The sequence below is a fragment of the Escherichia sp. E1130 genome, from assembly GCF_005781065.1.
In the GTDB taxonomy this organism is placed as follows: Bacteria; Pseudomonadota; Gammaproteobacteria; order Enterobacterales; family Enterobacteriaceae; genus Escherichia.
Window position 1 is genome coordinate 286,194 of sequence record NZ_VATL01000015.1, and the last position, 13,548, is coordinate 299,741.

The 13,548-nt window shown below is 50.4% G+C and carries 13 protein-coding genes; 7 read left to right on the forward strand and 6 right to left on the reverse strand.

The window, feature by feature from the left end:
* Window positions 1–45: 45 nt before the first annotated feature.
* From parE to nudF, 5 genes are read right to left on the reverse strand one after another with little or no spacing between them, the layout of a single operon-like run.
* Window positions 46–1,938, reverse strand: coding sequence for a DNA topoisomerase IV subunit B (gene parE, locus FEK66_RS15015; protein WP_135495083.1), 1,893 nt, complete (start codon window positions 1,936–1,938; stop codon window positions 46–48).
* A 28-nt stretch (window positions 1,939–1,966) separates the two neighbouring features.
* Window positions 1,967–2,548, reverse strand: a complete 582-nt coding sequence (yqiA, locus tag FEK66_RS15020) for an esterase YqiA (RefSeq protein ID WP_000105733.1) — start codon at window positions 2,546–2,548, stop codon at window positions 1,967–1,969.
* The gene (gene cpdA / locus FEK66_RS15025) at window positions 2,548–3,375 is read right to left on the reverse strand and encodes a 3',5'-cyclic-AMP phosphodiesterase (protein WP_130218206.1); all 828 of its coding nucleotides are present in this window, start codon (window positions 3,373–3,375) and stop codon (window positions 2,548–2,550) included. The genes yqiA and cpdA overlap by 1 nt, the downstream gene beginning before the upstream one ends.
* A gap of 24 nt (window positions 3,376–3,399) precedes the next feature.
* Window positions 3,400–3,822, reverse strand: a complete 423-nt coding sequence (locus FEK66_RS15030) for a DUF1249 family protein (RefSeq protein ID WP_000833390.1) — start codon at window positions 3,820–3,822, stop codon at window positions 3,400–3,402.
* Complete coding sequence (gene nudF, locus FEK66_RS15035; RefSeq protein WP_138211490.1) at window positions 3,823–4,452, reverse strand: ADP-ribose diphosphatase; 630 nt, start codon at window positions 4,450–4,452, stop codon at window positions 3,823–3,825.
* Window positions 4,453–4,656: 204 nt separating this feature from the next.
* Here nudF and tolC point away from each other — a divergent pair, with 204 nt between their 5' ends.
* The 6 genes from tolC (at window position 4,657) to dsbI (ending at window position 11,774) form a co-directional block, all read left to right on the forward strand.
* Window positions 4,657–6,138 carry an outer membrane channel protein TolC gene (gene tolC, locus FEK66_RS15040; protein ID WP_130210361.1) on the forward strand — a complete coding sequence of 494 codons (1,482 nt, stop codon included), beginning with the start codon at window positions 4,657–4,659 and terminating at the stop codon, window positions 6,136–6,138.
* A 147-nt stretch (window positions 6,139–6,285) separates the two neighbouring features.
* Window positions 6,286–6,957 carry a DUF1190 family protein gene (locus FEK66_RS15045; RefSeq protein ID WP_000831534.1) on the forward strand — a complete coding sequence of 224 codons (672 nt, stop codon included), beginning with the start codon at window positions 6,286–6,288 and terminating at the stop codon, window positions 6,955–6,957.
* 5 nt (window positions 6,958–6,962) lie between these two features.
* Window positions 6,963–8,123 carry a glutathionylspermidine synthase family protein gene (locus tag FEK66_RS15050; RefSeq protein ID WP_130210363.1) on the forward strand — a complete coding sequence of 387 codons (1,161 nt, stop codon included), beginning with the start codon at window positions 6,963–6,965 and terminating at the stop codon, window positions 8,121–8,123.
* A 482-nt stretch (window positions 8,124–8,605) separates the two neighbouring features.
* A complete protein-coding gene (locus tag FEK66_RS15055) occupies window positions 8,606–10,402 on the forward strand; it encodes an aryl-sulfate sulfotransferase (protein ID WP_135407891.1) in 1,797 nt (598 codons plus the stop codon).
* A 17-nt stretch (window positions 10,403–10,419) separates the two neighbouring features.
* Window positions 10,420–11,088: a thiol:disulfide interchange protein DsbA/DsbL gene (locus tag FEK66_RS15060; RefSeq protein ID WP_000040018.1), complete on the forward strand. Its 669-nt coding sequence runs from the start codon at window positions 10,420–10,422 to the stop codon at window positions 11,086–11,088.
* Window positions 11,089–11,102: 14 nt separating this feature from the next.
* Window positions 11,103–11,774 (forward strand): protein-disulfide oxidoreductase DsbI, encoded by a 672-nt coding sequence (gene dsbI / locus FEK66_RS15065; RefSeq protein WP_135495084.1) that lies wholly within the window; start codon window positions 11,103–11,105, stop codon window positions 11,772–11,774.
* Between the two features lie 47 nt (window positions 11,775–11,821).
* Here the strand turns inward: dsbI and ygiD are convergent, their stop codons facing one another.
* Complete coding sequence (ygiD, locus tag FEK66_RS15070) at window positions 11,822–12,610, reverse strand: 4,5-DOPA dioxygenase extradiol (protein ID WP_167854253.1); 789 nt, start codon at window positions 12,608–12,610, stop codon at window positions 11,822–11,824.
* 142 nt (window positions 12,611–12,752) lie between these two features.
* On the opposite strand from ygiD, the gene zupT reads away from it, so the two are divergent.
* Window positions 12,753–13,526: a zinc transporter ZupT gene (zupT, locus tag FEK66_RS15075; RefSeq protein ID WP_001339991.1), complete on the forward strand. Its 774-nt coding sequence runs from the start codon at window positions 12,753–12,755 to the stop codon at window positions 13,524–13,526.
* Window positions 13,527–13,548: the final 22 nt, after the last annotated feature.

Here is a 13,548-nt window from a genome sequence, read left to right on the forward strand (position 1 = left end):
CGCGTGTATACCGGGCTATGTTTTATTCTCCTGACGGGAAGATCATCAGACCTCAATCTCCGCCATGTCGCCTTTCTCTTGCAACCAGTTACGGCGGTCTTCCGAGCGTTTCTTCGCCAGCAGCATGTCCATCATCGCGTCGGTAAGCTGATCGTCTTCATCGTCGATGGTCAACTGCACCAGACGGCGAGTGTTCGGGTCGAGCGTGGTTTCACGTAGTTGCAGCGGGTTCATTTCACCCAGACCTTTAAAACGCTGGACATTTGGCTTGCCTTTCTTGCGTTTTAATTGTTCGAGCACGCCCTCTTTCTCTTCTTCCGTCAAGGCGTAATAGACCTCTTTGCCAAGGTCAATGCGGTAGAGCGGTGGTAGCGCTACATATACGTGACCATGTTTCACCAGCGTACGGAAGTGTTTTACAAACAAGGCGCAGAGCAACGTGGCAATGTGCAGACCATCGGAATCAGCATCCGCCAGGATACAGATCTTGCCATAACGCAGTTGGCTAAGATCGTCGCTGTCAGGATCGATACCGATCGCTACCGAAATATCGTGTACTTCCTGTGAGGCCAGCACTTCGTCGGAAGAAACTTCCCAGGTGTTAAGGATCTTACCTTTCAGCGGCATGATCGCCTGATATTCACGATCGCGCGCCTGCTTGGCAGATCCGCCTGCAGAGTCACCTTCCACAAGGAACAGTTCGGTACGGTTAAGATCCTGCGCGGTACAGTCTGCCAGTTTGCCAGGCAGTGCCGGGCCGCTGGTCAGCTTTTTACGCACCACTTTTTTGGCCGCACGCATACGGCGCTGGGCGCTGGAAATCGCCATCTCCGCCAGCAGTTCAGCCGCCTGAACGTTCTGGTTCAGCCACAAGGTGAAGGCATCTTTCACCACGCCCGAAACGAATGCCGCACACTGACGCGAAGAGAGACGCTCTTTGGTCTGCCCGGCAAACTGCGGATCCTGCATTTTCACCGACAGCACATAAGCACAGCGATCCCAGATATCTTCCGCCGACAGCTTCACGCCGCGCGGCAGAATGTTGCGGTATTCGCAAAACTCACGCATCGCGTCCAGCAGCCCCTGACGCAGACCGTTAACGTGCGTACCGCCCTGCATCGTTGGGATCAGGTTGACGTAGCTTTCGGTCAGCAGTTCGCCACCTTCCGGCAGCCACAAGAGCGCCCAGTCCACCGCTTCGGTATCGCCAGAAAAATTACCGATAAACGGTTTTTCCGGCAGCGTCGGCAGGCCGTTTACCGCTTCCGCCAGGTAATCATTCAGACCGTCCTGGTAGCACCAGCGTTGTTCGGTATTGTTGATCTCATCTTTAAAAGTGATCTCAACGCCAGGGCACAGTACCGCTTTGGCTTTCAGCACATGTGTAAGACGGGAAACAGAGAAGCGCGGGCTGTCAAAGAAAGTCTCATCCGGCCAGAAGTGCACGCTGGTGCCTGTGTTGCGTTTACCGCAAGTACCAACAACCTGCAAATCCTGCACCTTTTCGCCATTTTCAAAGGCGATGTTATAAATCTGACCATCGCGGCGCACGTTAACTTCTACGCGCTTCGACAGGGCGTTAACCACCGAAATCCCCACGCCGTGCAGACCGCCAGAGAACTGGTAGTTTTTGTTAGAAAATTTACCGCCCGCGTGCAAACGGCAAAGAATCAGTTCTACCGCCGGAACACCTTCTTCCGGGTGAATATCCACCGGCATTCCACGGCCATCGTCAATCACTTCCAGCGACTGGTCAGCATGTAAAATAACGTCCACGCGTTTTGCGTGACCGGCCAGTGCTTCATCCACACTGTTATCAATGACTTCTTGCCCCAAATGGTTAGGGCGAGTGGTATCGGTATACATCCCCGGACGGCGGCGAACCGGCTCAAGCCCGGTGAGTACCTCAATGGCATCAGCGTTATAAGTTTGCGTCATGGTTTAAGTTAGTAATTCGAGTTGATCGTCAGAGATGGTGCAGACCAAGAAAATCGACGATCGGGTTGAAATAATCTTCGAAGCCCGTGAATGCGTGGTTGCCGCCTTCTATAACAGTCTGGCGGCAGGAAGCGTAGTACGCCACCGCCTGGCGGTAATCCAGCACTTCATCTCCCGTCTGTTGCAGCAGCCAGATCAAATCCGGCGCTTCCAGCGGGTCAATCTGCATGACTTTAAGATCGTAAATATGGCGAGACTCTAGCACATATTGCTGCCCGGTGTAGGGGTTCTCGTTCTGACCGAGATAGTCAGTAAGCAGTTCAAACGGGCGCACCGCCGGGTTTACCACCACTGCGGGCAGCATAAAACATTGCGACAACCAGGTGGCGTAATATCCCCCCAGTGACGAACCGACAATACCCAGCGAATCGCCGCCATGTTCCAGGACAATGGATTCCAGCAGTTCTGCCGCATCGGAAGGATACGGCGGTAACTGCGGAATTATCATCTCAACGTCAGGGTGATGTTCCGCCAGCCAGTTTTTCAACAAGCTCGCTTTCGCAGAACGCGGCGAACTATTGAAACCGTGTAAATAAAGAAGCGTCGACATCAGTAACCTTCTGAAGCGGTATCTGGTTGGAAACGGGAGTCTGCCAGGCGGTGTACTTCTGTGGTCAGCGTACCATCGGCATGGAGTTCCAGCGTACGCCAACCGGGCGCGATAGTGTCCAGCGTGAAGTTGGAACAGTGCGGCTTAAACTGCACGCAGGTCGATGGCGTTGCCAGCAGGCGACGACCATTCCAGTCGAGATCCAGTTCCTGATGGATATGGCCGCATAACAGATATTTGACGTGCGGAAACTTCACCAGCACGTTATCCAGTTCACCCGCGTTACGCAGACTGTGTTGGTCAAGCCAGCTACAGCCCGCAGGCAACGGATGATGATGCAGCAAAAGCAAGGTATGGCGCTCTGGCGCATCAGCCAGTTTACGTTCCAGCCACTCGAGTTGAAACTCGCTTAGCTCACCGTGCGGTACGCCAAACACCTGGCTGTCCAGCAACAGGATTTGCCACTGTTCACCGATAAACACGCGTTTCGCTGAAGATATACCCGCGTCCTGTAGCGCGCTGTACATCGCAGGCTGGAAATCATGGTTGCCCGGCAGCCAGACGCAGGGCGCACGAAAACTTGCGATGCCTTCAGCGAAGTGCTGATAGGCCGCAGCCGTTTGATCCTGCGCTAAATCACCTGTCGCGACAATCAGGTCGAATTCGTGCTGGTGTGGGCGAATCGCCTCCAGCACCGCCTGGTAACTTTCCCAGGTGTTCACCCCTAACAGGGCTTCGTGCTTTTGCGCAAACAGGTGAGTATCGGTAATTTGTAAAATCCTGACTCTGGACTCACCAGCCAGAGGAAGGGTTAACAGGCTTTCCAAATGGTGTCCTTAGGTTTCACGACGCTAATAAACCGGAATCGCCATCGCTCCATGTGCTAAACAGTATCGCAACCAGTCCGCTAAAAACTGATTAATTTGATGCTTTTCGTCGCGTTGATGCAACTTTTTATTAGGATAATCATACCGCGCTTTGAAGCGAAAAATCTGCTGACTTGAACACACTTCAGCCACCATCGCGTCATGATACAGACGCACCGTCATCGACGGAAGGCTCCAGTAACTGATCGCTGGCGCAATCTGTTCAATAGTCACCAGGGTAGTGTATCGGGTCGATTCCACAATCGTTAGCCGATATTGTGCGTTTGCCACCTGATAGCTTACAGTTTCACCGGGTGCGTCATTGCGCGGTAACAAACGGCGCAATTGTGAAAAGTTCATCTCGCACAGGCGCATCATTTCAGGAAAGTCAGGTGTGTAACGCTTCATTTATGCCCACTCATTTTTTAACGCTTGATGATGCAGTTGCAGCCATTGCAAAGCGATGACCGACGCTGCGTTGTCGATTTTCCCCTCTTCTACCCATTGGTATGCCTGTTCCCGACTTACCACATGAACGCGAATATCTTCGTTTTCATCAGCCAGACCGTGAATGCCGCTTGCGGTCGTGGCGTTCACTTCGCCCACCATAATTGACGAACGCTCGCTGGTGCCGCCCGGGCTTGCCAGGAAACTTAACACCGGTTTGGTCCGTTTCACGTTTAGTCCCGCCTCTTCAATCGCTTCGCGACGGGCAACATCTTCCACACTCTCACCTTCTTCAATCATCCCGGCAACCATTTCCAGTAACCAGGGCGTTTCGCTGGTGTCATACGCGGCGATTCGTATCTGCTCAATCAGTACAACTTCATCGCGCACTGGGTCAAAGGGTAGCAAGACTGCGGCGTGACCGCGTTCAAAAATTTCCCGTCGGACCTCATGACTCATTTGCCCGTTGAATAAACGATGACGAAATCTATAAAGATCTAATGAAAAAAAGCCGCGATAAAGTGTTTCTCGTGCAATAATTTCTACATCGTTTTTGCCAAATGTAACGGGCAGGTTGTCTGGCTTAAGCATGGCTAATGTCCTGGCACTAATAGTGAATAAAATGTGAATTTCAGCGACGTTTGACTGCCGTTTGAGCAGTCATGTGTTAAATTGAGGCACATTAACGCCCTATGGCACGTAACGCCAACCTTTTGCGGTAGCGGCTTCTGCTAGAATCCGCAATAATTTTACAGTTTGATCGCGCTAAATACTGCTTCACCACAAGGAATGCAAATGAAGAAATTGCTCCCCATTCTTATCGGCCTGAGCCTTTCTGGGTTCAGTTCGTTGAGCCAGGCCGAGAACCTGATGCAAGTTTATCAGCAAGCACGCCTTAGTAACCCGGAATTGCGTAAGTCTGCCGCCGATCGTGATGCTGCCTTTGAAAAAATTAATGAAGCACGCAGTCCATTACTGCCACAGCTAGGTTTAGGTGCAGATTACACCTACAGCAACGGCTACCGCGACGCGAACGGCATCAACTCTAACGCGACCAGTGCGTCCCTGCAGTTAACTCAATCCATTTTTGATATGTCGAAATGGCGTGCGTTAACACTGCAGGAAAAAGCAGCAGGGATTCAGGACGTCACGTATCAGACCGATCAACAGACCTTGATCCTCAACACCGCGACCGCTTATTTCAACGTGTTGAATGCCATTGACGTGCTTTCTTATACCCAGGCACAAAAAGAGGCAATCTACCGTCAGTTAGATCAAACCACCCAACGCTTTAACGTGGGCCTGGTGGCGATCACCGACGTGCAGAACGCCCGCGCACAGTACGATACCGTGCTGGCGAACGAAGTGACCGCACGTAACAACCTCGACAACGCCGTTGAGCAGCTGCGTCAGATCACCGGTAACTACTATCCGGAACTGGCGGCGCTGAATGTCGAAAACTTCAAGACCGACAAACCACAACCGGTTAACGCGCTGCTGAAAGAAGCCGAAAAACGCAACCTGTCGCTGTTACAGGCACGTTTGAGCCAGGATCTGGCGCGCGAGCAAATTCGCCAGGCGCAGGACGGTCACTTACCGACTCTGGATTTGACGGCCTCTACCGGAATTTCTGACACCTCTTACAGCGGTTCAAAAACCCGTGGTGCGACAGGTACCCAATATGACGACAGCAATATGGGTCAGAACAAAGTGGGCCTAAGCTTCTCGCTGCCGATTTATCAGGGCGGAATGGTTAACTCGCAGGTGAAACAGGCACAGTACAACTTTGTCGGCGCCAGCGAGCAACTGGAAAGCGCCCATCGTAGCGTCGTGCAGACCGTGCGTTCCTCCTTCAACAACATTAATGCATCTATTAGTAGCATTAACGCCTACAAACAAGCCGTGGTTTCCGCCCAAAGCTCTTTAGACGCGATGGAAGCGGGCTACTCGGTCGGTACGCGTACCATTGTTGACGTGTTGGATGCGACCACTACGCTGTACAACGCCAAGCAAGAACTGGCGAATGCGCGTTATAACTACCTGATTAACCAGCTGAATATTAAATCAGCTCTGGGTACGCTGAACGAGCAGGATCTGCTGGCACTGAACAATGCACTGAGCAAACCGGTTTCCACTAACCCGGAAAACGTCGCACCGCAAACGCCAGAACAGAATGCTATTGCTGATGGTTATGCACCTGATAGCCCGGCTCCAGCCGTTCAGCAAGCATCCGCACGCACTAACACCAGTAACGGTCATAACCCTTTCCGTAACTGATGACGACGACGGGGCTTCGGCCCCGTCTGAACGTAAGGCAACGTAAAGATACGGGTTATCTGCCGCATTCTTCCCCCTTCTCGCTTCAATTTCGACCAGCCATCCTCTATTCTGATGGGTATTTACCACTGGTCCTGGAAGACAAAAATGAAACGGACAAAATCCATACGCCACGCATCGTTCCGCAAAAACTGGAGCGCACGCCACCTGACACCTGTCGCTCTCGCTGTTGCTACTGTTTTTATGCTGGCAGGCTGTGAAAAGAGTGATGAAACAGTGTCTCTCTATCAAAATGCTGACGACTGTTCAGCTGCAAACCCAGGCAAAAGCGCCGAATGTACCACCGCGTACAACAATGCGCTGAAAGAAGCAGAACGTACTGCGCCGAAATACGCCACTCGTGAAGACTGTATTGCCGAATTTGGTGAAGGTCAGTGCCAGCAGGCACCAGCCCAGGCTGGCATGGCACCTGAAAACCAGGCGCAGGCCCAGCAATCCAGCGGGAGTTTCTGGATGCCGCTGATGGCCGGCTACATGATGGGACGTCTGATGGGCGGCGGCGCGGGATTTGCACAGCAGCCGCTGTTCTCCTCGAAAAACCCAGCCAGCCCGGCTTATGGTAAATATACCGACGCGACGGGTAAAAACTATGGCGCAGCCCAGCCAGGCCGCACCATGACCGTACCGAAGACGGCAATGGCACCAAAACCGGCGACCACCACTACCGTTACCCGTGGCGGTTTTGGTGAATCTGTTGCCAAACAAAGCACTATGCAGCGTAGCGCAACCGGCACCTCTTCTCGTTCAATGGGTGGCTGATACCGATGGAAAGAGTCAGTATTACCGAGCGCCCAGACTGGCGTGAAAAAGCCCACGAATACGGTTTCAATTTTCACACCATGTACGGCGAGCCGTACTGGTGTGAAGATGCTTACTACAAGTTGACCCTCGCCCAGGTTGAAAAGCTGGAAGACGTCACCGCCGAACTGCACCAGATGTGTTTGAAAGTGGTGGAAAAAGTGATCTCCAGCGATGAGCTGATGACCAAATTCCGCATTCCAAAGCACACGTGGAGTTTTGTGCGTCAGTCATGGTTGACGCACCAGCCGTCGCTTTATTCACGCCTTGATCTGGCGTGGGATGGCACTGGCGAACCTAAACTTCTGGAAAATAACGCTGATACGCCCACGTCACTGTATGAAGCAGCATTCTTTCAGTGGATCTGGTTGGAAGATCAGCTTAACGCGGGCAACCTGCCGGAAGGCAGCGACCAGTTTAACAGTCTGCAAGAAAAGCTGATCGATCGCTTTGTCGAGCTGCGTGAACAGTATGGCTTCCAGTTGCTGCATCTCACCTGCTGTCGTGACACGGTGGAAGATCGTGGCACCATCCAGTATTTGCAGGACTGCGCGACGGAAGCTGAAATCGCTACCGAGTTCCTGTACATCGACGATATTGGTTTAGGCGAAAAAGGTCAGTTCACGGATTTGCAGGATCAGGTGATTGCTAACCTGTTCAAGCTTTATCCATGGGAATTTATGCTGCGCGAGATGTTCTCCACCAAGCTGGAAGATGCTGGCGTACGCTGGCTGGAACCGGCGTGGAAGAGCATTATCTCCAACAAAGCACTTCTGCCGCTACTATGGGAGATGTTCCCGAATCATCCGAACCTGTTGCCCGCTTATTTTGCTGAAGATGATTATCCAGAAATGGAAAAATATGTGGTTAAGCCAATCTTCTCGCGTGAAGGCGCAAACGTGTCGATTATCGAGAATGGCAAAACCATTGAAGCAGCAGAAGGTCCGTATGGCGAAGAAGGCATGATTGTTCAGCAATTCCATCCGTTACCAAAATTTGGCGACAGTTATATGCTGATTGGTAGCTGGCTGGTGAACGATCAACCCGCCGGAATTGGCATTCGTGAAGACCGTGCGTTGATCACCCAGGATATGTCTCGGTTTTATCCACATATTTTTGTTGAATAACACTGCTTAATATTGCCCCGATAATCGGGGCAACTTTTCATAATCCATCATTTATAATCTTCATCAATATATAAATCCATACATCTCCAACTTTTATTTAACATTAATAACCAATTTAATGTTAAATCGTCATATGTAAGTGGTATTGCAATTAAAGTAAGTAAATAAATCACCGCACAACACATTGATATATATTAAATATTTTATATTTACCTCTTCATATTTTAATTTAATAATTAAAAAACAATGTCGCAGAGATCACACTACGCAATATTGAACATTGTTATTGATATATCGCCACCCTACTATCCATTAAAAATAAATAGTTGTTTCAACAAATAACAACATATTCAAAAGCAGCAAAACATTCTCATATTTTATTAGAGTTACATTATTCATTCACAAAACAAATTTATTAGTACCATCTCAACAGTCGATATTCATCATTATTATATATTTGCGTTATATAAGGAGATATATCCATGTTTGATAAATATAGAAAAACACTAGTAGCCGGAACAGTAGCATTAGCCCTGGGGTTGTCTGCAACTAGCGTAATGGCGGCGGGTTTTAAACCTGCACCACCTGCCGGGCAACTCGGTGCAATCATTGTCGATCCCTACGGCAATGCACCACTGACCGCTCTGGTTGACTTAGATAGCCACGTCATTTCTGACGTCAAAGTTACCGTCCACGGGAAGGGCGAAAAAGGCGTTGAAATCAGCTATTCCGTGGGCCAGGAGTCACTAAAAACTTACGATGGTGTACCGATTTTTGGTCTTTATCAGAAATTTGCCAACAAAGTGACCGTTGAGTGGAAAGAAAACGGCAAGGCCATGAAAGATGATTACGTGGTGCAAACTTCAGCCATCGTCAACAATTACATGGATAACCGTTCCATCTCTGATCTACAGCAGACCAAAGTCGTTAAAGTCGCACCTGGTTTTGAAGATCGCCTCTATCTGGTTAATACCCACACCTTTACTGCACAAGGTTCCGATCTCCACTGGCACGGTGAGAAAGATAAAAATGCAGGGATCCTCGATGCAGGTCCGGCAACCGGCGCACTGCCCTTTGATATCGCGCCCTTTACTTTCATTGTCGATACCGAAGGTGAATACCGCTGGTGGCTGGATCAAGACACCTTCTACGATGGCCGTGACCGTAATATCAACAAACGTGGTTATCTGATGGGTATCCGCGAAACACCACGCGGCACCTTTACCGCAGTACAAGGCCAGCACTGGTACGAGTTCGACATGATGGGTCAGGTGCTGGAAGATCATAAACTGCCGCGCGGATTCGCTGACGCCACTCATGAATCCATTGAGACGCCTAATGGTACGGTACTGTTGCGCGTAGGTAAAAGTAACTACCGTCGCGATGACGGCGTACACGTCACCACCATTCGTGACCATATCCTCGAAGTCGATAAATCTGGTCGCGTTGTCGATGTATGGGATCTGACGAAGATCCTCGATCCGAAACGTGATGCTCTGCTCGGTGCACTGGATGCAGGCGCAGTTTGCGTCAACGTTGACCTTGCTCACGCCGGACAGCAGGCAAAACTGGAGCCAGATACACCGTTTGGCGACGCGCTGGGTGTAGGACCAGGTCGTAACTGGGCGCACGTCAACTCCATCGCCTATGACGCGAAAGATGACTCAATTATCCTCTCTTCTCGTCACCAGGGCGTTGTGAAAATTGGTCGTGATAAACAAGTGAAATGGATCCTTGCCCCATCGAAAGGCTGGGAAAAACCATTGGCCAGCAAATTGCTGAAACCCGTTGACGCTAACGGTAAGCCGATCACCTGTAACGAAAATGGCCTGTGTGAAAACTCAGACTTCGACTTTACCTATACCCAGCATACCGCATGGATCTCCAGCAAAGGTACACTCACTATCTTTGATAACGGCGACGGTCGCCATCTGGAACAACCTGCCTTACCAACCATGAAATATTCCCGTTTTGTGGAATATAAGATTGATGAGAAGAAAGGTACCGTTCAGCAAGTTTGGGAATACGGTAAAGAACGTGGTTACGATTTCTATAGCCCAATCACCTCCATTATCGAATACCAGGCTGACCGTGACACCATGTTCGGCTTCGGTGGCTCCATTCATCTGTTTGACGTCGGCCAGCCGACCGTCGGCAAGTTGAACGAGATCGACTACAAAACCAAAGAAGTGAAAGTGGAAATTGACGTGATGTCTGATAAACCCAACCAGACTCACTACCGTGCGCTGTTAGTCCGTCCAAAACAGATGTTTAAATAATTAAGAAGGGAATAAAAATGTCGAAATTAGGGATCTCATCACTGTTTAAAAGCGTACTGCTTACTGCGGCTCTGGCGGTTTCATTTACTGCTTCTGCATTTACCGAAGGCACGGATTATATGGTACTGGAAAAACCGATTCCGAATGCCGACAAAACGCTGATTAAGGTATTCAGCTACGCCTGCCCGTTCTGTTACAAGTACGACAAAGCGGTTACCGGTCCGGTATCGGAAAAAGTGAAAGATGTCGTTGCTTTCACGCCGTTCCATCTGGAAACCAAAGGCGAATACGGTAAACAGGCGAGCGAAGTCTTTGCTGTCTTGATCAATAAAGATAAAGCAGCAGGTATTTCCTTATTTGATGCTAACTCTCAGTTTAAGAAAGCCAAGTTTGCCTACTACGCGGCTTATCACGACAAAAAAGAACGCTGGTCTGACGGTAAAGATCCCGCTGCCTTTATCAAAACGGGTCTGGATGCTGCTGGTATGAGCCAGGCGGATTTTGAAGCTGCACTGAAAGAGCCAGCGGTACAAGAAACACTGGAAAAATGGAAAGCCTCTTATGAAGTCGCCAAAATCCAGGGGGTTCCGGCTTACGTCGTTAATGGTAAGTATTTGATCTACACCAAGAGCATCAAATCCATCGACGCGATGGCAGACCTTATCCGTGAGTTAGCAAGCAAATAACAGGGAAACAGGCTATGGGTATTAAGGGAATGTGGAAAGACCTTCGCACATCACCAGTCGACACACTGGTCAGATGGCAGGAGCAACGCTTTTTGTGGTTGTTAATGACCGTTGCGATGGGCGCGTTAATTATCCTGGCGCACTCTTTCTTCCAGATCTATCTCTACATGGCCCCCTGTGAGCAATGTGTATACATTCGCTATGCCATGTTTGTGATGGTTATTGGAGGATTGGTTGCGGCGATCAACCCGAAGAACATCATCCTTAAGCTAATTGGCTGCGTGATGGCATTTTACGGCAGCATCATGGGGCTGAAGTTTTCATTCAAACTGAACGATATCCACCATGCGGTGCATAACCCGGATCCCGATTCACTGTTTGGCGTTCAGGGTTGCTCTACCGATCCAACTTTCCCCTTTAACCTGCCGCTGGCACAGTGGGCACCAAACTGGTTCAAACCTACCGGGGATTGCGGCTATGATGCGCCAATCGTTCCCGATGGCGTTACTCTGAGCAGTATGCAGCAGTGGTTTGTGGCGATGTATCAGCAATCTGAAGGCTGGTATCTGCTACCGCCGTGGCACTTTATGAACATGGCTCAGGCCTGTATGTTGGCTTTTGGTCTTTGCTTATTGCTGCTATTAGTGATGAGCGGCGCATGGGGACTCAAGCTGCTGAGAAAGTAAGGTAATGCAAACCGAAGCCAGAAATTGGCTTCGGTTTTCTTCATCTATTAACCTACCTGCACCGACAACATACTTAAACTGCCCATTTCTATACCATCGGCCGGAATGGTAATTGGCTCCTGCCCATCCCATGCACCTAAAACATACAATAGCGGCAGGTAATGCTCCGATGTTGGATTCGATAACGCGCCACCTTCATGGTCGAGATAATTCACCAGAGGATGCTGCTCCACCGGTCCTTGCCACGTCAGATTCGCTTTCACATACTCATTAAACGACGTCGCCCACGGATAGGGGGAACTATCGCCATGCCATTTCACCGTGCGCAGGTTATGCACCACGTTACCGCTGGCGACCAACATTATTCCTTCATCTCGCAGCGCTGCCAGTTTACGCCCCATCTCAAAGTGCCAGGCGGCGGGTTTGGTACTGTCGATACTCAACTGCACCATCGGGATATCCGCTTGCGGATACATCTTAATTAGTACGCCCCACGAGCCGTGGTCAAAGCCCCAGGCTTCTTTATCCAGTGTGACAGGCACTGGCGCTAACACCTCAACCAATCGCTTAGCCAAAGCCGGTGAGCCAGGAGCCGGATAATGGGTGTCGTACAGCGCCTGCGGAAAGCCGCCAAAGTCATGAATCGTTGGCGGCGTCTCCATCGCAGTCACTCCTGTACCACGGGTAAACCAGTGAGCCGAAACCACGACAATCGCTTGCGGGCGTGGCAATGTCATCCCCAACTTCTGCCAGCTGCGGGTATACAAATTATCTTCCAGCACGTTCATCGGACTACCGTGACCTAAAAACAATGCTGGCATACGTGTTGAAGACATGATGATATCCTTAACTAAAGGTGTCATTTTGATATCCTCACAATACGCTCGTTCGGCGGAGTAAGAACCCGGATAACGATGATGATCATCATCAGTTATTTTGACGATCTGCCTGAAGGTGAAGATTTATAAGGAGTTGTCGATGTCAGTACCTCTCATTCTGACCATACTGGCGGGGGCAGCCACGTTTATTGGCGCGTTTCTCGGCGTTCTCGGGCAAAAACCCTCGAACCGACTGCTGGCATTTTCGCTAGGGTTTGCAGCGGGGATCATGTTGCTTATCTCATTGATGGAGATGCTCCCTGCCGCATTAGCCGCCGAAGGAATGTCCCCCGTTCTGGGCTACGGGATGTTTATTTTTGGTCTGCTGGGCTATTTTGGTCTGGACCGCATGTTGCCGCATGCGCATCCGCAGGATTTAATGCAAAAATCGGTGCAACCGTTGCCCAAATCGCTCAAGCGCACTGCTATTCTGCTCACTCTTGGAATCAGTCTGCATAACTTCCCGGAAGGGATTGCCACCTTTGTTACGGCAAGCAGTAACCTGGAGCTGGGCTTTGGCATCGCACTGGCCGTGGCTTTGCACAATATTCCTGAAGGTCTGGCGGTTGCGGGGCCGGTTTACGCGGCAACGGGGTCGAAACGCACCGCAATTCTGTGGGCGGGGATTTCTGGGCTGGCGGAAATTCTCGGCGGCGTTCTGGCGTGGTTAATCCTTGGTAGCATGATTTCCCCTGTGGTCATGGCGGCAATCATGGCGGCGGTTGCAGGAATCATGGTGGCGCTCTCCGTGGACGAATTAATGCCGTTAGCCAAAGAGATTGATCCCAATAATAATCCCAGCTATGGCGTGCTGTGTGGGATGTCAGTAATGGGATTTAGTTTAGTGCTGTTACAAACGGCGGGAATTGGTTGAAAACAACTTCAGATGTTGTCCA

Excerpts from the sequence above, each read along its gene's own strand:
- parE (WP_135495083.1), bottom strand. The coding sequence starts at position 1,938 with ATGACGCAAACTTATAACGCTGATGCCATTGAGGTACTCACCGGGCTT.
- dsbI (WP_135495084.1), top strand. The coding sequence starts at position 11,103 with ATGGGTATTAAGGGAATGTGGAAAGACCTTCGCACATCACCAGTCGAC.
- ygiD (WP_167854253.1), bottom strand. The coding sequence starts at position 12,610 with ATGTCTTCAACACGTATGCCAGCATTGTTTTTAGGTCACGGTAGTCCG.
- FEK66_RS15050 (WP_130210363.1), top strand. The coding sequence starts at position 6,963 with ATGGAAAGAGTCAGTATTACCGAGCGCCCAGACTGGCGTGAAAAAGCC.
- FEK66_RS15060 (WP_000040018.1), top strand. The coding sequence starts at position 10,420 with ATGTCGAAATTAGGGATCTCATCACTGTTTAAAAGCGTACTGCTTACT.
- nudF (WP_138211490.1), bottom strand. The coding sequence starts at position 4,452 with ATGCTTAAGCCAGACAACCTGCCCGTTACATTTGGCAAAAACGATGTA.
- FEK66_RS15030 (WP_000833390.1), bottom strand. The coding sequence starts at position 3,822 with ATGAAGCGTTACACACCTGACTTTCCTGAAATGATGCGCCTGTGCGAG.
- yqiA (WP_000105733.1), bottom strand. The coding sequence starts at position 2,548 with ATGTCGACGCTTCTTTATTTACACGGTTTCAATAGTTCGCCGCGTTCT.
- tolC (WP_130210361.1), top strand. The coding sequence starts at position 4,657 with ATGAAGAAATTGCTCCCCATTCTTATCGGCCTGAGCCTTTCTGGGTTC.
- FEK66_RS15055 (WP_135407891.1), top strand. The coding sequence starts at position 8,606 with ATGTTTGATAAATATAGAAAAACACTAGTAGCCGGAACAGTAGCATTA.
- FEK66_RS15045 (WP_000831534.1), top strand. The coding sequence starts at position 6,286 with ATGAAACGGACAAAATCCATACGCCACGCATCGTTCCGCAAAAACTGG.
- zupT (WP_001339991.1), top strand. The coding sequence starts at position 12,753 with ATGTCAGTACCTCTCATTCTGACCATACTGGCGGGGGCAGCCACGTTT.